The sequence below is a fragment of the Bacteroidota bacterium genome (assembly GCA_016713925.1).
Taxonomy (GTDB): Bacteria; Bacteroidota; Bacteroidia; order AKYH767-A; family OLB10; genus JAJTFW01.
Genome location: JADJOH010000006.1, coordinates 241,809 through 259,125, shown reverse-complemented (window position 1 = coordinate 259,125; position 17,317 = coordinate 241,809). Strand labels below are relative to the sequence as shown.

The 17,317-nt window shown below is 43.9% G+C and carries 14 protein-coding genes and 1 pseudogene; 7 read left to right on the top strand and 8 right to left on the bottom strand.

What is annotated here, in order from left to right:
• Positions 1-47: 47 nt before the first annotated feature.
• The 8 genes from IPJ86_07490 to IPJ86_07455 all read right to left on the bottom strand — a co-directional run bounded on the left by IPJ86_07490 (position 48) and on the right by IPJ86_07455 (position 10,688).
• A complete protein-coding gene (locus IPJ86_07490; GenBank protein ID MBK7887133.1) occupies positions 48-2,252 on the bottom strand; it encodes a T9SS type A sorting domain-containing protein in 2,205 nt (734 codons plus the stop codon).
• On the bottom strand, positions 2,240-4,438 hold the full coding sequence (locus IPJ86_07485; protein MBK7887132.1) for a VCBS repeat-containing protein: 2,199 nt from the start codon (positions 4,436-4,438) through the stop codon (positions 2,240-2,242). Before IPJ86_07485 ends, IPJ86_07490 begins: the two co-directional genes overlap by 13 nt.
• 241 nt (positions 4,439-4,679) lie before the next feature.
• The gene (uvrA, locus tag IPJ86_07480; GenBank protein ID MBK7887131.1) at positions 4,680-7,616 is read right to left on the bottom strand and encodes an excinuclease ABC subunit UvrA; all 2,937 of its coding nucleotides are present in this window, start codon (positions 7,614-7,616) and stop codon (positions 4,680-4,682) included.
• 103 nt (positions 7,617-7,719) lie between these two features.
• Positions 7,720-8,370, bottom strand: coding sequence for a thioredoxin family protein (locus IPJ86_07475; protein MBK7887130.1), 651 nt, complete (start codon positions 8,368-8,370; stop codon positions 7,720-7,722).
• Positions 8,367-8,831 carry a TlpA family protein disulfide reductase gene (locus IPJ86_07470; GenBank protein MBK7887129.1) on the bottom strand — a complete coding sequence of 155 codons (465 nt, stop codon included), beginning with the start codon at positions 8,829-8,831 and terminating at the stop codon, positions 8,367-8,369. Before IPJ86_07470 ends, IPJ86_07475 begins: the two co-directional genes overlap by 4 nt.
• Positions 8,832-8,930: 99 nt before the next feature.
• Entirely contained in the window at positions 8,931-9,494 is a 564-nt protein-coding gene (locus IPJ86_07465; protein ID MBK7887128.1) for a hypothetical protein, read from the bottom strand.
• Positions 9,495-9,876: 382 nt separating this feature from the next.
• Positions 9,877-10,029, bottom strand: coding sequence for a hypothetical protein (locus tag IPJ86_07460; GenBank protein ID MBK7887127.1), 153 nt, complete (start codon positions 10,027-10,029; stop codon positions 9,877-9,879).
• Positions 10,014-10,688 (bottom strand): NAD(P)H-binding protein, encoded by a 675-nt coding sequence (locus tag IPJ86_07455; protein MBK7887126.1) that lies wholly within the window; start codon positions 10,686-10,688, stop codon positions 10,014-10,016. The genes IPJ86_07460 and IPJ86_07455 overlap by 16 nt, the downstream gene beginning before the upstream one ends.
• Positions 10,689-10,829: 141 nt before the next feature.
• Here IPJ86_07455 and IPJ86_07450 point away from each other — a divergent pair, with 141 nt between their 5' ends.
• The 7 genes and pseudogenes from IPJ86_07450 to IPJ86_07420 all read left to right on the top strand — a co-directional run bounded on the left by IPJ86_07450 (position 10,830) and on the right by IPJ86_07420 (position 17,311).
• A complete protein-coding gene (locus IPJ86_07450; protein MBK7887125.1) occupies positions 10,830-12,257 on the top strand; it encodes a tetratricopeptide repeat protein in 1,428 nt (475 codons plus the stop codon).
• On the top strand, positions 12,254-13,087 hold the full coding sequence (locus IPJ86_07445) for a phosphosulfolactate synthase (GenBank protein ID MBK7887124.1): 834 nt from the start codon (positions 12,254-12,256) through the stop codon (positions 13,085-13,087). Before IPJ86_07450 ends, IPJ86_07445 begins: the two co-directional genes overlap by 4 nt.
• A complete protein-coding gene (locus tag IPJ86_07440) occupies positions 13,084-13,401 on the top strand; it encodes a rhodanese-like domain-containing protein (protein MBK7887123.1) in 318 nt (105 codons plus the stop codon). Before IPJ86_07445 ends, IPJ86_07440 begins: the two co-directional genes overlap by 4 nt.
• 4 nt (positions 13,402-13,405) lie before the next feature.
• Positions 13,406-14,057: pseudogene (locus tag IPJ86_07435) on the top strand (DedA family protein).
• Positions 14,057-14,806, top strand: coding sequence for a shikimate dehydrogenase (locus IPJ86_07430; protein MBK7887122.1), 750 nt, complete (start codon positions 14,057-14,059; stop codon positions 14,804-14,806). The pseudogene IPJ86_07435 and the gene IPJ86_07430 overlap by 1 nt, the downstream one beginning before the upstream one ends.
• Positions 14,807-14,910: 104 nt before the next feature.
• Positions 14,911-15,483 (top strand): hypothetical protein, encoded by a 573-nt coding sequence (locus IPJ86_07425; protein ID MBK7887121.1) that lies wholly within the window; start codon positions 14,911-14,913, stop codon positions 15,481-15,483.
• 730 nt (positions 15,484-16,213) lie between these two features.
• Positions 16,214-17,311: an Mrp/NBP35 family ATP-binding protein gene (locus IPJ86_07420; protein ID MBK7887120.1), complete on the top strand. Its 1,098-nt coding sequence runs from the start codon at positions 16,214-16,216 to the stop codon at positions 17,309-17,311.
• The last annotated feature ends 6 nt before the right edge of the window (positions 17,312-17,317 follow it).

Genomic DNA, 17,317 nt, shown 5'->3' with positions numbered 1-17,317 from the left:
CCGGCAAGCTAAATTCTTACCGGGGAAATTTAAGGGATGCACTTTCTCTACTCCTGCTTTATAATCCGGAGTGAACGCTGATCATCGTTTGTGGTAAACACAGCGGTATAGATTCCGGCAGGTAATGAGTGTTCCTGAAGCAAGTAGCTGTTATCCGTTATAATTTTTGAAAAAATCAATTGTCCGAGGATATCATACAGTTGAAGATGTACTTTTTTTGTTCCGCGTCCCTCTATGCTAAAAATAAAATCGCCTGCAGAAGGATTAGGGAAAGCAGATACATTAAAGCTATCCTCCACGTCTCCTTCACGGCAGGGCATCGAAACCACTTTCCTTCTTACTTCACTTTGTCCACAGGTATTCACTGCATACACAGAAATATTTCCGGCTGTCGTTTTAAAATTAACGGTAACGGAAGGTGAAGTGGTGGTGAGCGACGTGGTGGTGGATAAGACTGTTCCATCGAAAATTCTCGCACCTGAAGGCACTTTCCAAAGATAAGATGTAACCGGATTATTTGGTGTTATTGAATAAGGCACTGCCTGTTGATTTGCACATACCGAAGCAGCTCCGGAAACAACTGATGTTTTCGCAGGGATAGCTTTCACTGCCAGCGTACGTGCCGCACTAATACCACAACCATTTTGAGCAGTTACGCTCAACATAGCAGTACTGAAAGCAGCACTGAAGTTGGCCTGAACAGACGGGTTCCCCTGTCCTGAAAGTATCGTTGCACCGGGTGCATTAAAACTCCAGTTATATAGCATCCCGTTCACCGGTGATACTGAATAAGGAATTGCTGTTACATTGCAAAGACCTGAATTCAGACCTGAAATCGTTCCGGGGACAGAGGGGATATTTCTTCTGACCAACAATGACCGGTACTCTCCACCACCGCAAGTGTTCATGGCTCTGACCTTTAGAGAATCGTTAACTGTAAATCCGGGGTTGTAAGAAACGTTGACAGAAACTGTTCCTTGTCCGCTATTGATAACAGCACCTGCAGGAACAATCCATTCATAGGCAGTAGCACCCTGAACCGCAGCAATACTGTATGTTCTGGACTCTCCCGGACAAACTTTAGCTACACCACCTGCAACAGTTATTCCACCCGGTTTTGCAGGTAACAAAAGCTGACAGCAGTTATAGTGCAATTCAGCTTTTGAAAACACATCATCGGCAATAGTGGTTGCAATCAATCTCCCCGGAATATCATCGCAGGGAGGATGTATGCCGCCCCAAATTCGGGAGAGTGATGATTCATCAGCGGCATCCTGATAAGTGGCCCATTGCAATTGAATATCCTGACTGGGTCCATCTTCAAATACCAAAAACTGATCTTTAACGGCAGTAAATACTCCCAAACCACCCGGAAAATATTTACTACCCGTCATCTTTGTAAGTATTTCAGCGGCCGCTCTGGAATAAGTGGAATGGCCGGATATATATCCTGCAAATGGAGGAGTAACAAATGAAGGTCGCTGATAAGGCATCCAATCTTCAGCCAGAATCCAGCCCACTCCGGCTTCATCCACATCCACATTGTCAATGACAGAATGCCCTCGCCATGCATATAATTTTATCTTCCCTACATTGGCACCTCCATCGGCCAGTAAATCTCCGGGAAGAACCAGTTCAATATATCCGGGGATGAGTGTTATTCCGGCGGGATGATAGGAGAGCGTGGTGGAGTCGCTACACTGACCAAGGTCGGCCATGGCACGTATGGCTGAAATTGGACGCAAATAATCATACCATCCTTTAATGCCCCACACGGATATCGCCACATCGTGCATTGCACCTCCTAAAGCAAAATAGCCTTTTACGTCCCATTCCAATGCATCAAGCGGGTTACCTGCTCCTTTGAATTTTCTGGTTTGTAGAGGATGATCAGTAACATAATTAAAGAGGGTGAACCAATGACCGGGAGGTGTTTCGGAATCAGGTCCATCTGCCCAAAACTCAGCAAGCACACGGGCATAATCTCCTCTGGGCACCAGATTAGGAGTATAGGGTTGACCGGTCACCGGATTTTGACTATAACCGGTATTGCTGGTTCCTCCGTCAATCAGGTTATAGAAATTCGGATAGTCGGCCACGTTAGTTGGCAGGTTATTTCTGTTGCCCATGGTTGCAGGAGAAATATCCCATTTCACACTATCAGAAGGATCAAGATGCGATGACCAAACAGAAACAAGTTCGAAACCATATTTATATTGCGGAGAAGTACCTCCACCATTCATTTGCAACATGGGGGTGCACCCGGATCATGGTACACTTTATAATTAAATCCATTGCGGGTATTCACCGTCAAATCGGAAGGACTAAGTGCGAAAGGTACTACCTGTCCCCATTCAGGACTCAGGAAGGGAGGTGTAGCTCCGGGTATGGGGTTCCCGCTCTGATCAATAAAGAGATTCAATGTAAGGGGTTGCCAGCGATTATAATCTACAATATTGGGGTTTCCGGGCACATCCACATTTAGCGATGGGTTTACCGGCGCATAACTTGTATTCGTATAGGCATTCTGTTCGTTGGAACCATCCTGCAAGCCAAAGTTAATATACCCTTGTGCAATATAATTTCCAAGTGCACCGGGGTTACCACCTGCATAATTTGTAGAAACATAAGCAGTATCAAATCCCAGTGAATCCATATGTACCGCATACGCTTTAAGCAATAAACTTCCTTGTGGAGAATTGGCAAAACGGTGCTTTAACAAACGGTAAGCCGCATAACTGATAGCTTTTTTCCGGGCATAACTGACGGAAGCAGGAACAGGTACTCCGTTAAAAGGTAAGGTGAAGTTATTGACGGTCTGTCCAAGGAGAAATCCGCAGGAAGTAGAATCATAGGCTGACCAAACATCCCACATGGCAGCCGAAAGGTGGAAAAGATTGCGGGCATGAACTGTGGGACGTGCGAAATCTTTTCGAATCGAGGCAAGTAACAACTCGTTCCACTGTCGGGCAACACTTAATCCTGTTGTACTTACAGTGGGATAATCAACGGAGGGTGCGCAATTAGGATCCGGATTAGCAGGACATGGATCGCAGGCATCCGCAAGGCCATCCAGATCATAATCGGCCGAAAGGGGAGCCAAACCACAATTATCATTCATACCAAGGATATACCCTGCACAAGAGCCGGAGATCACATCCTTCAGACCATCCCCATTGACATCAATAAAGGCAAAATCATAGCTATTGGCTGTCCAGGGGAATATCGTTACTCCGTTAGGGTTAGTAAACACGCCATTATCATTGCGGTATATGGCCATGCGGCGACTGCTGTTGCAAGGAGGGATATCTACATCCACATCCGCTACTCCGATATCAAGGTCACCATCGAGATCGAGGTCAGCGGCGTGTACGTTGCCACCAAATCCGTTTGATGAACTGAAGTTAAGATTCGTGCGCGTGATAAATAGTCCCGTATCAGCTGTAAAAGAATTAGTGGTGAGTATATAATCACTACCGTCGTCCACCACGTAAAGGTCTTTCTTTCCATCCTGGTTAAAATCCGCAATTTCGAACATGTAAGGTGAGGCGGCGGTGACCAGGTTTTGCCAATTGGTGAAAGTACCCGAACCATTGTTAAATAGTAAAATAACTCCTCTCGCATTCCAGGGAGCAACACTGTAAAGGGTTGTGTTTTTAATAATATCGTTGTCGCCATCATTGTCCATGTCGGCAAACTGAACAGCTGTACCGAAGGCTGAATTGCGCAATATTCCTAAACGTGCCTGACTTTCATTAGTAAAATACCCGTTTCCATTATTGATAAGGAGATAGTCTTTTGCAATGCCTCCCGATGAATTAGGTTTATAATTGACGAAATAAATATCCGCGTGATTATCTCCCGTGACGTCACCGCCCCATACAGCGCAAAACAAAGGTGAATCATCGGTGAGTACCGGAAAACGCAGGGAAGATTCATTCACCAGACCAAGCCAATTGCCCAAAGCATCATTTCCTCTGTTGCGATAGTACATCGGTTGCTGACTGAACGTATTGGCGATGATTACATCCTTCCAGTTATCGTGGTCAAAATCTCCCACAAATACATCGCGGGCGAAATTCACGTTACTGATAAATTCAGGAGCAAAAAGTGTGGTTTGATCTGTAAATACACCGTTGACATTCATCAAAAGGAGATTGGATTTCCCGGGTTGGGTGGAATTGGAGAAGGGCTCTTTTCGTACGACAATAAGATCCTCCCGTCCATCATTATTCAGATCAGCGGGCCACATATCTTTCTCTTCCCCATCACTGTTCGCGACTGTCGTAAGGATGAGGCGTGAGGTGGTTTCGTTTTGCCAATCAAGCCAGGAACCCTGAGCCATGACTGAAGGTGAACCGCCAAACATGAAGTTTAGAACGGCAAGGGTTAGAATTATCCTTTCAATCCTGAATGATTTGATGTTAGCTACTGACATGGGGAGGCTTTTTTGGCTTTCTCAAATGTACTGGAAAAATGAAAGTGACGCAATACTTTTAAGGGTCAATTTTAGTTAGAGAAAACTCTATTCACATTTCAGAACTGTGACAGAAAGGGTATAATTGAAATCCAGGGTATTAAAATAGCGTCGATTTATTCAATTTTAATACACTCTACCAAATCACTTTGGATTAATAGGAGGATAATTAAATCCCATCTCCCTAAATCGTTAATACGGGTCAGATCTTCCCCTTCAAAAACTTCGCGGTATGTGATTTCTTCACCTTCACCAAATCTTCGGGCAGCCCTTCAAAAACAATATGGCCTCCCTCCGACCCTCCTTCCGGACCAATATCAATCAGCCAGTCGGCGCATTTAATAATCTCGAGATTATGCTCGATGATGATGAGGGTATTCCCATTTTTCACCAATGCATCGAATGCCTTCAATAGCTTGCTGATATCATGGAAATGAAGTCCGGTGGTGGGTTCATCGAAAACGAAAAGAGTATTGGTCGCATAATTACCCTTGCCCAGAAAGCTGGCCAACTTAATGCGCTGTGCTTCTCCACCACTCAATGTGCTGCTGCTTTGTCCCAGGCGGATATAGCCCAGACCAACATCTGCCAGCGGTTGAATTTTCGCGGTTATTTTTTGATGAAGACTTTTGTACTTCGCCGGACCGGAACCTTCTGAAAAGAACTCCAGCGCCTCATCTACCGTCATATCAAGAATATCAAAAACAGTATAGCCACGATATTCTACGGCGAGCACTTCTTCTTTAAAACGTTTTCCCTTACAATACTCGCACTTCAAATAAATATCTGCCATGAACTGCATCTCCACCGTAATCACCCCTTCTCCCTGGCACATATCACATCGGCCACCCTCGACATTGAATGAAAAATGCGAAGGCTTAAATGAACGCTGACGCGCCAAAGGTAAATCGGAAAATAAATTACGGATCTCATCAAAGGCTTTGATATAAGTGATTGGGTTAGACCTTGATGATTTACCGATCGGATTCTGATCGATCATTTCGGCTGCTGTGATATCATGGTAATTCCCATCCAGGCGATCGTAATTACCTGTTGCTTCTCCATAGCCGCCGAGAATTTTCTTCAAAGCCGGATAGAGAATTTTCTTCACCAGGGATGTTTTACCTGATCCGCTCACTCCGGTAATTACCGTCATCACGCCCATCGGGAATTTCACGTTGACATGTTTCAGGTTGTTCTCACGAGCGCCCTTTACTTCGATGTATTTCTTCCAGATCCGTCGCTGTTTGGGAACTGGAATCGTTTCCTTGCCGCTCAGGTAGCGACCGGTCAGACTTTCTTTATCCTTCTCAAGCTCCGCGCAGGTCCCCTGGAAAACCAACTCACCCCCATGCATACCCGCCATCGGACCAATGTCGATGAGCTGATCGGAAGCACGCATTATTTCTTCATCGTGTTCCACAACAATCAAGGTATTGCCCACTTCCCTGAGCGACTTCAATACTTTAATGAGGCGTTGTGTATCGCGGGGATGGAGACCGATAGAAGGTTCATCCAGAATATACATGGAGCCGACCAGCGTGCTGCCGAGGGAGGTGGCCAGATTGATGCGCTGTGACTCACCGCCGGAAAGGGAATTCGATAATCGGTTCAAGGTTAAATAGCCTAAACCGACATCATCTAAAAACTGAAGCCGGCTGAGAATCTCTGTAAATAAACGTTTGCCAATTTGCGCGTCATTCTCGTCGAGCTGAATGGTATTGAAAAAAGAAAGGACGTCCTTCACCGGCATCAGCACGATCTCCGACATCGACTTCCCTGCTACTCTCACGTAATTCGCATCCAGACGCAAGCGGGTTCCCTTACATTCCGGACATACGGTTTTTCCTCTGTACCGGGACAACATCACCCGATACTGAATTTTATAGGTTTGCTCTTCGAGGTATTTGAAAAACTGATTGAGTCCTTTGAAATATTTATTACCGGTCCAGACGAGCTCTTTGTGAAAATCACTCAACTCAAAAAATGGTTTATGCACCGGAAAATCGAATTTATAGGCATTCATCACGAGCGTATCATTCCATTCTTTCATCTTCTCCCCCTTCCAGCAAACGATGGCACCCTCATAAATCGACAAACTTTTATCCGGAATAACGAGATCATCATCAATACCGATGATGGACCCGAATCCCTCACAATTCCGGCAAGCGCCGTAAGGATTATTGAAACTAAAGAGATGTACGGAAGGCTCCTCAAACGAGATCCCATCCAGTTCAAACCGGTTGGAAAAGGTATGCAAGGTCCGGCTTTGCTCGCTATCTACTTTAAAAATACAACAGGTTCCGACGCCCTCATTGAAAGCCGTCTGAACAGAATCGGCGATACGGGCTATTAATTCTTCATCCGGCATTTCAGAAAAACCAATTCTATCAATCAGCAAATGATAGCCCGGATAGATCACCGGCTGAACCACCGGAAGGATTACTTCGGTCACCTTCTTCTTTGAAGCGGATTTCTTAGCAACCGTTTTTTTGGCTGCTTTCGCTTCCTTTTTAACCTCCACCGGCTCCTTCAATACCTCTTCAATTTCCTTCACTTCGCCATCCACCAGCAACCGGTTAAAACCCTTCTGAAGCAAAATATTCAAATCTTCGGCAATCGCTCTGGATGGATTATGCATCAATGGGCAGGCGATTAAGAAGCGTCCTTGCTTGAAGTCGGTGATGAAATCGACCACATCCGATACCGATTGTTTCTTGACCATCTGACCGGAAACCGGAGAGAAGGTCTTCCCTACCCTGGCAAATAACAATTTCAGGTAATCATAAATTTCAGTTCCTGTTCCGACGGTTGAGCGCGGATTTCGGGAATTCACTTTCTGCTGAATAGCGACGGCAGGAGAAATGCCCAGGATATAATCCACCTCCGGCTTGTCCATCCTTCCAATAAATTGCCGCGCATAGGAAGAAAGGCTCTCCACATATCTCCGCTGACCCTCGGCATAAAGCGTATCAAAGGCCAGGGAAGATTTTCCGGAACCGCTTAATCCTGTAATTACCACAAATTTATTCCGCGGTATGGCCACATCCAGCCTCTTGAGGTTATGCATGGACGCCCCTTTAATTATTATAAAATCATGGGGATCCAGTTTAGAAACGTCGTTGTTCTTGTTTTGCATAATGCCTAAGGCAATTCAGAATTTACCCGGCAATGAACAAAGCAGTTTATCCGGGCTGCAAAATTGCTAAGAACAGAGTGAATTAATGAGGAAGTACTAATCATTAATCTATAACCCCCTCATTGGCAAACAATATTTTTTTCCATTTGATCGAACATCCGATCGCCTTTGTAAATGAAGTACTGACCGGCTTCCCTTCCAGCAATTCATTGACAGCAGTTTCAACATACTTTTTTGTAACCTCTGCCGGACTATCCGTATTATCATCAATTGCTCCAATATAGCGAACGACCCAGTTCTCCTTTTCTTTATTTAAGACATAGACATGAGGAGTGCGGGTGGCACCATAATTACGGGCGATTTCCTGTGATTCATCATGGAGATAACGGAAAGGAAATGCTTTATCCTTTGCTCTTACAACCATATTCTCAAATGAATCATCCGGATAAGCTATCGCATCGTTGGAATTGATGGCTACCACCGGATACCCTTTTGATGCATATTTGTTATGGAGTCCGATGATCCTGTCTTCGTAAGCAATGGAAAACGGACAATGATTGCAGGTAAAGACGAGAATCACTCCCTTTGCTTCGGGATAATCTTTGAGGGACACTTTCTTTCCATCAATATTGGTGAGTTTGAAATCGCCGGCAACATCTCCCACTTTATATCCCGCATCAGTGGTGTTTAGAATAAAGGAGGAGGTAGCGATTACAAGCAGGCTCAGCAAGGCATAAATTGAGAATTTTTTCATGGTATATACTTTTGGATGATTGTTTTTAACTCGTTATAGTTTAGACTACCTTCATGGAAGGTTTGTGATTTATTTTTTCTGTCGATGACAACAGTGGCCGGAATAGCACCTTGCCAATCAACACTGATCTTATTAATCCAGCTATTGTAATCGGGTTCGTCCAGTAGTAAAACTTCAGACGTAATTTCATTTTTCTTAAGAAAAGGCTGAAGCTTACCGGTAAGATTTTTCTTAAAGTCAAGGCTTAAGTAAACGAATTTAATAGGTTGATTAGCAAGATCTTTTTCCAATTTAATAAAGTCAGGTAATTCTTCAATACATGGCACACACCACGTGGCCCAGAAGTTCAGGACGAGTACTGTATCCGATGTTTGATTTATCCTGGAGAGTTGAGATGAACTCTTCTCCGTTGAACTGAGAAACAGTATTAAGAACGCGAATAGGAAACGAAGAATGGACATCCTCGAAGGTAAACAGATAAAAGCACAGGTTTATTTGAATGTTCAAAAAAAAAGATCGCTCCGGGGAACGATCTTTTGAAATAACCATATGAATTCAAACTACTTAGTATCGAATACCGGGAAGAAATGTCTGACAATACGGCCGCCTTTTTCAACAACAAAATTGATGAGTACATCAAATGTCTGACGGGCACTGACATTGAATATGCCTTTTGTGTTTGCAGGTGCCGGTTCTGTTTGCAAAACGGCTGTATTATTGATTTTATCACCTACTATATTCACTTCACCAAGCTGGAAAGAAGGAATAAACTCGCCTTTATAATTGACCACCTGCACTCTTTGCCCCTTTGTAGCTGGCTTAATAACCATACTTTCAGGAATATCATTTATATTATAATTTCCTGATGCATTGATAGATACCTCACTTAATTGAATGGAAGGTATAAGTTCACCATTGTAATTAACGGCTTCAAAAATCCCGGTTGAAACCGGACTGGACGAAACTTCCACTTCCTTTAATGTGATGGATGGAATACGGGTGTTTTCATATTTCACTGTTTCCACCATGGTTCCTTTTGCTACAACAGCAGCATTCAACTGAATGGTGGTAAAGGCAAATGCAGTCAATAATAGAACTGCGTTGGGGATCAGTGTAGTTTTCATGGCGTCTTATTTTTAAATGACTCTGCAAAGATATATCTTTGAAATAGTACTTTGCAATACATAGTACCTTTAAATTTATATTTTATTGATTATCAATATTAAAATTTTCATTCTGACTTAACTTATCGGGAATTTCCTCCAATTCGTCGATTTTCAAGTATGAGATGCACGAAGGTTATGAATTGTTACAGCCAATAAGGTTATCAAAGGGTTAATGACAGTTATTTATTTGTTAAATAATGAACGTCAGTTCATTAGAAATATAAATAATTTGAAAATGGGTTAATCTCCCTAGCGGGAGACAGGTTTGAAGATTTGAAGATGTGTAGATGTGAAGATGGTGAGAAAATGAGTGTAATTATTTATTCCCCATTATGATTTACTACTTAGCAAGCAGCCAAAAAGCAAAAAGCAAAAAGCCGGAAGCCGGAAGCCCGTAGCCGGTAGCCGGTAGCCCGTAGCCGGAAGCCGGTAGCCGGAAGCCGGAAGCCGGAAGCCGGAAGCCGGAAGCGAGCAACATTACCTCCCGAGCCATTGCAATTCGGAAGAATCGTAAATTTTTTGATTATTGAGTGAATTGGAAATGCTGATCATGGACTTGGCCACCGTGAAATCATGGATGGGTTTAAAACGGCTGAAACGACCGACCATTAAAAAGGAAAAAATCACCATAAAGAACTGACCAATTCTCTCCCCCAGCCTGAATTCTTTTCGGGGGCCCAGCAACATGGAGGGCCGGACAAAGGCCAGTTTTCTAAACTGGAATTTACTGTCAATATCACGCTCCATCTCGCCCTTGGTTTTCAAATAAAAATTTTTGCTTTCCGGATCTGCTCCCAGGGATGAAATCGCGATGAACTTTGAAATGCCTGCTTTTGCAGCCAATTCGGCCAGATGAAGCGGTATTTCATAGTCAACGGCCCGAAAAGCTTCCTTTGATCCTGCTGATTTAATGGTTGTTCCAATACAACAATAGAGGATATCGGCATTTTTGACGCTTTCACTTATAGTTTGCAGTTTCTTGAAATCCACCAGAATGGACTTTACTTTGGGATGCTCAAAATTCAAAGGCCGACGGGTCAAAACAATTAACCTGCTCACGCTGACATCTTTGATCAATAACTCCATTAAAGCACTGCCAATCAATCCACTAGCGCCTGCAACGACTATTGTTTTTATTTGATTGCTATCCATGTGGAGCTGTGTGGGGGTCGAATAAAAGGGGAATGGAAAGCACAAAGTTAATAACATATAATTTAAGGGAATGTTAAAAACCGGTCCTATAAATCTTTATATACTCTATAAAAGCCCTACCTTTGTAATAATATACAGGCTATGGAGGAAGATGATGACGACATGGAACAACAGGATGAGAACTCTGAATTAATTCAGAAATCCGTTGAGAAATATGAGGAGATGCGCGAACGGCAAGAGAAGTACTTTTTTGATGTGGACGCTCTCGTAAAAATTATTGATCACTTTATAGATAGATTTGAGTATGAGAAGTCGCTTGAGGTGACGAAGTATGCCCATACGCTTCACCCGCATTCCGTGAATTTCACGTTGAAGGAGGCGCAATTGTATGCCTTGATGGGTCAGGAACAGAAAGCTTTGCAACTATTGGAGAAAATTGAACACGTCAATCCTTTTGATGTGGAAGTGCATTTGATCCGTGGTAATATCTATAATACACTTGAAAAATACAATCGTGCTATTGCCAGCTACCGGAAGGCACTCGAAATGGCCGATGATCAGAAGGACGATATTTACCTGAGTCTCGCTATTACGTATCAGAATATGGCGGAGTATTCCAAAGCTGTGGACTATTATAAACTCTGTCTGCTGGCGAATCCTTCCAATGAAGTAGCAATGGAAGAGATGATTGTCAGTCTTGAATTCAGTCACCGGTTGAGTGAGGGGATTGAATTTTACAAGCGACTCATTGACGAACATCCCTATGGTTATATGCTCTGGTATTATCTGGCTGACCTCTATGGAAAACAAAGTCAGTTTGAACAGGCATTAGTGGCTTATGACTACTGTCTACTGATTAAGGAAGATTTTGCACCGGCCCATCTGGACATGGCACAAGCCCTCGCGATGCTGGAGCGTTTTCAGGAAGCCATCGACCGTTATAAACTCGCATTCGAATATTGTAAACCGGATGCTTTCACCTATTATAATATCGGAGAATGCCATGAAAATCTCCAGGATATGGAAACGGCCAGAGTACATTACAAGAAGGCCGTTAAGCTGAGTCCGGAGATGTCGCAGGCCTGGTATGGTATCGGCGTTACCTATGAAGAAGAAGACAGATGGTACGAAGCCATTCATTATATCAAAAAAGCTATTGAGCTGGATGATCAGAATGGGGAGTACTGGCTGGCGTTGGGCGACTGCGAATACCGTTTAAATAATTTCGAAGAAGCAGAAGAATGTTATAAAAAGGTAATCGATTACGATCCGGAAAATGAAGAGGGCTGGATCGCCTATTCCGAATTACTTTCAGAATTGAACAGGCCCTTCGAAGCATCCGAACTGATCAATACTGCTATGTTTTATCATCCGGATAATGCGGAAATTAAATACAGACAGGTTTGCTACCTCTATCTTTCAGGGTATAAGCAGGAAGCCTACGAACGTTTAGCAGAAACCCTCGACACATTTCCGGAAGGACATGCTATTATATACGACCTGATTCCTTCACTGGAAGCAGACGATAGAATCAAATCAATTATTCTTAATAAAGGAGGACGATCATGACAAAAAACTTTGACCTTTCACACATACCTGTACGGGCTGAAAAGCCAAGGAAGTCCGGGTTAACGATGGTAATGGATAAAGGATTAAGCATTCGGGAGTGTGAAGACATGATCGATGCTTCGGGGGAGTATATTGATATTGTGAAATTAGGCTTTGGCAGTTCGCTCATCACTCCTCTTCTTGATCGTAAACTGGCTTTCTTCAGAGAAGTGGGTATTCCGGTTTATTTTGGCGGTACTCTTTTAGAAGCGTTTATCATCAGAGGTCAGTTTGATGAATATTTAAGAATCGTTGATAAATTTAAAATGGAGTATGCTGAAGTTTCCGATGGATCCATCACCATGCCTCATCAGGAGAAATGCCATTATATCCATCGCCTCAGCAAAAGACTCACGGTAATCAGTGAAGTCGGTTCCAAAGAAGAAGGCATCCTCATCCGCCCTAATAAGTGGATTGAGATGATGAATACCGAATTGCAGGCGGGTGCCTGGAAAGTCATTGCTGAAGCACGCGAGAGTGGCACCGTAGGTATTTACCGACCTAACGGTAAGGCACATGTGGTGTTAATCAATAAAATCGCTGCTAAGGTTCCTGTAGATAGAATCATCTGGGAGACCCCGCAAAAGTCGCAGCAGGTTTATTTCATCAAACATTTTGGAGCGGATGTCAATCTGGGTAATATTGCACCCCATGAAGTGATTGCACTGGAATCGCTACGTCTAGGGTTACGCAGTGATACTTTCTTTCAGTATCTTGATAAATCCCTGTACAACCCGCTCTCCGATCAACAAATGGTGACTGAAAAACAAACTACTGTAACTTCCTCATGAAAGAAAAAACTGTCTCTGAACTCCGTGAATGGAAAGACAACGGAACACCTTTTCAAATCATTGATGTTCGGGAACCGCATGAATATGATATCTGCAACCTGGAAGGTGAACTCATTCCATTGGGGAACCTTCTGGCAGAAGTGGATAAAATCCGCAAAGACATTCCCGTCATCGTTCATTGCCGCAGTGGAGCCCGTAGTTCCGCAGCCATCAACGAATTGGAAAAACGTTTTAACTTCGAAAATCTCTATAACTTAAAAGGGGGAATCATTGCTTACGCAAAAGAAATAGACCCTAGCCTCGAGACGTATTAATTTTATGCTTCATCAATTTCTTGACTTTATCCTTCATATCAATGAACACCTGGCGACCATGGTCCAGGAATATGGGGTGGCCGTTTACGGAATATTATTCCTGATCATTTTTGTTGAAACCGGATTGGTCGTCATGCCCTTCCTCCCCGGTGATTCGCTGTTATTTGCTGCCGGTGCCCTCTGCGCGAACGAAGAAAACGGACTCAACCTCTTTCTCCTCATCGGACTTCTAACCATTGCTGCTATCCTCGGTGACAATACCAATTACTTTATCGGTAAATATTTTGGATTAAAGGCGACGGAATTAAAAATCGGCGGTCGACGTTTGGTAAAACAAAAATACATTGATGATACCCATGCGTTTTTTGAGAAACATGGCACCAAGGCCATCATCATGGCCCGGTTTTGTTCCCATTGTCAGAACCTTCACGCCCTTTGTTGCGGGTTTGGGTCAGATGAGTTACCGGACGAAATTCCTACCCTATGATATTGCAGGAGGAATATTATGGATCAGCTCCATGTCCATTTCCGGGTATCTGTTCGGACAGATTGAATGGGTAAAGGGACATTTCGAAGCGGTGGTATTGCTGATCATTTTGCTCTCTTTGCTACCGATGATCATTGGAGTGCTTCAGCAAAAATTCAAGAAGAAATAATGCCGGTTTACGCCCTGGCAGGAAAAAAACTCGGGCATTCCTTTTCGAAGGCCTGGTTCAACGCTAAATTTGAAAGGGAAGGCCTTTCCGGTTTTAGTTATATCAATATTGAAACCGATGCTATTGAAGATATCCGCGCATTGGCTGCAGCCGAACAGCTCAGTGGATTCAACGTCACCATTCCCTATAAATCAGCTATCATTCCTTTTCTGGATGAAGTATTGGGAGATGCCGCGAAGGTCAATGCCGTCAATACGGTAAAGTGTCTAAAGAATGGTAAGCTTATCGGCTACAATACAGATATTACCGGATTCAGAGAAAGTCTTAAACCCCATTTACGCGCCTGTCATAGCCGCGCCTTGATTTTTGGAACAGGAGGAGCCTCCAAAGCCGTGGCCTATGTGTTAGCGGAACTGGGAATAGAATTTCAGTTCATCTCCAGGCATACATCTTCATCGCCTGCACTCCCCTATTCCGCTCTGACCAATCTGGATATCCGAAATGCACCTTTGTTGATCAACACCACCCCTTTAGGAACTTATCCGGATACGGAGACCTGTCCCGACATTCCCTATGAAGGCATTGACAAATACCATTTGCTCTTTGACCTCGTCTACAATCCCGCCGAAACCCTGTTTCTCAAAAAGGGAAAAATGTATGGTGCTGCCACTCTCAACGGATATGATATGCTCATCCGGCAGGCGGAAGAAAGCTGGAGAATATGGCAGATGCCGGAAGAACAGGTTTAACGACGACTTGAATATCTTTCAAAACATGGTTGTTTGTCGTCGAGCAGAGGAGCTTTTCCACAGCCATTCGGGACATAATATTCAAAAACTTTTCAGCGAATAAAATGTTAGTGGTATATTCGCAGCATAAATTATCAGCCATGCAAATCGACGGACGAATCAAACTCATTTCAGTATTTATACTTCTCGGAGCACTTTCCCGTCTCCTCCCGCACCCGATGAACTTCACTCCATTGGCCGCCATGGCTTTATTCGGAGGAACCTATCTCATGGACAAGCGACTGTCCTTCATCATCCCGATCACGGCAATGTTTTTAAGCGATATTCTCCTCGAAATCAAAAACGGAACCGGCTTCTATCCGGAGATGATCTGGGTTTATGGAAGCATCGTGCTCATCACCTTTTTGGGATTCTTTCTCCGTGGCAGAGAGCAGCGCCAAACCATCATGGTCGCCTCTTTACTGGGATCGATGTTATTTTTCTTCCTCACTAATTTCGGAACATGGCTCACCGGTTATTACGGATACACTTCACAAGGTCTGGCGAACTGTTATATTGCAGCGATTCCCTTCTTCAAAGGAACGGTGATGGGTGACTTATTCTACAATCTTATGTTTTTCGGTGGATTTGCCTTAGTGAGATGGGCTTCTCCTTCCCTGGTTAAAAGAAAGATCTAAATACCATCCGGTATTCCTTCCCATACATCAACCCCTTATTACACCTGATAATAAGGGGTTGATCGTTTTTAGGAATCGTGCTCCGGGAAATTCAAAACCTGATCATATAGCATAATCAACTCTCCTGACTTCCGCATAAAAAAAGATTGATTTTGCAATGAATAGAAAAACAGCATTGTACTGAAAGTTCATGGGTGACTCAGTGTGTCCCGGTTGTGTTTAGTCATAGCTTTATGCATGTCCCGGAATCTATGTCGTACAAGCTTTGTAGTAGTGGTAATTCTCTCAGAACTCAGTGTACATTTCAGCTTCTCTACGCTCACCCGGTTCCAGCCGAACTAAACGGCGGCTCTCAGCAAACATATCTTTCGGCAACAGCCCTGTAGGGGCGGTATCTCTGTAACTGACAAAGTCCGCCTCTCCATATAACCGCCGCCACCCGACCTAAGGTCGGGTGGCGGCATTGGTGGGATAAGAGTCTATCTTTCCTTACAGAGATACCGCCCCTACAGGGCTGTTGTAGAAGAATGGTCTATCTTCGGTCTGATGATCTAATGTTGTCATGAGGTACACAGGAAACATAATTTAAGGTGTCCCGGTAAGGCAGTCAGGAAAAGCATAATCAACTCTAAATTCATTTTATAATTCAATAATCATGTATTCGGCGGGGTATTATTTCTAAATTTGCATATCCTGATTCTACTTTAATTGTTACAGTAAAAAACCGAAAATGATTACCAAGGAACAAGTAATAGATGCGCTAAGAAATGTGGAAGAACCGGGTCTCAAAAAAGATCTGGTGACCGTGAACATGATTAAAGATGTGGAAGTGGATGGTAAAAAAGTCAGTTTTACCGTGGTGCTGACCACGCCTGCTTGTCCGTTGAAAGAGTTAATCGCCAACGCCTGCCGGAACGCCATCATCCATTTTGTAGACAAAGATGCAGAGGTGACGGTAAATATGACGGCGAATGTGACCACCAAACGTCCGGAGAGTGAAGAACAGTTACCCGGAGTCAGAAATATCATAGCCGTCGCTTCAGGAAAAGGTGGCGTCGGGAAATCCACCGTAGCGGCGAATCTGGCCGTAGCTATGGCACAGACAGGTGCAAAAGTTGGATTGATCGACGCGGATATTTTTGGTCCCTCCCAGCCCATCATGTTCGGTGTAGAGCATGAGCGACTTTTTATCTCTGAAAAAGACGGGAGACAATTGATGCTTCCTGTAGAAAAATTCGGTGTAAAAGTGCTTTCCATTGGCTTTCTCACGGATCCATCGCAAGCCATTGTATGGAGAGGACCGATGGCTTCCAAGGCGCTGCGCCAGTTGTTCATGGATGCCGACTGGGGAGAGCTGGATTATCTCTTCATCGACCTTCCTCCCGGCACCAGCGATATCCATCTCACATTGGTAGCCACGGTACCGGTAACGGGCGCTGTCATTGTTTCTACACCACAAAATGTAGCATTAGCAGATGCACGGAAAGGAATTGCCATGTTCGGCATGGACTCCATCAAAGTTCCGATTATCGGTATCGTTGAAAACATGTCTTACTTTACTCCGAAAGAATTACCCGAAAACAAATATTATATTTTTGGAAAAGGAGGTTGCAAAAAACTGGCGGAGGAATTACACATCCCCTTCCTGGGAGAGATACCATTAGTGCAATCCATTTGTGAAGGCGGAGACAATGGCATTCCCATGGTCATGGATCAGGATCATCCTGCCGCGCTGGCTTTCCTAACGGTAGCCGGTAACGTTGCACAACAAATTGCCATCAGAAATGCAAGTCAGCATCCCACTCAGAAATTGGAAACAATCGGTTAAACCGTA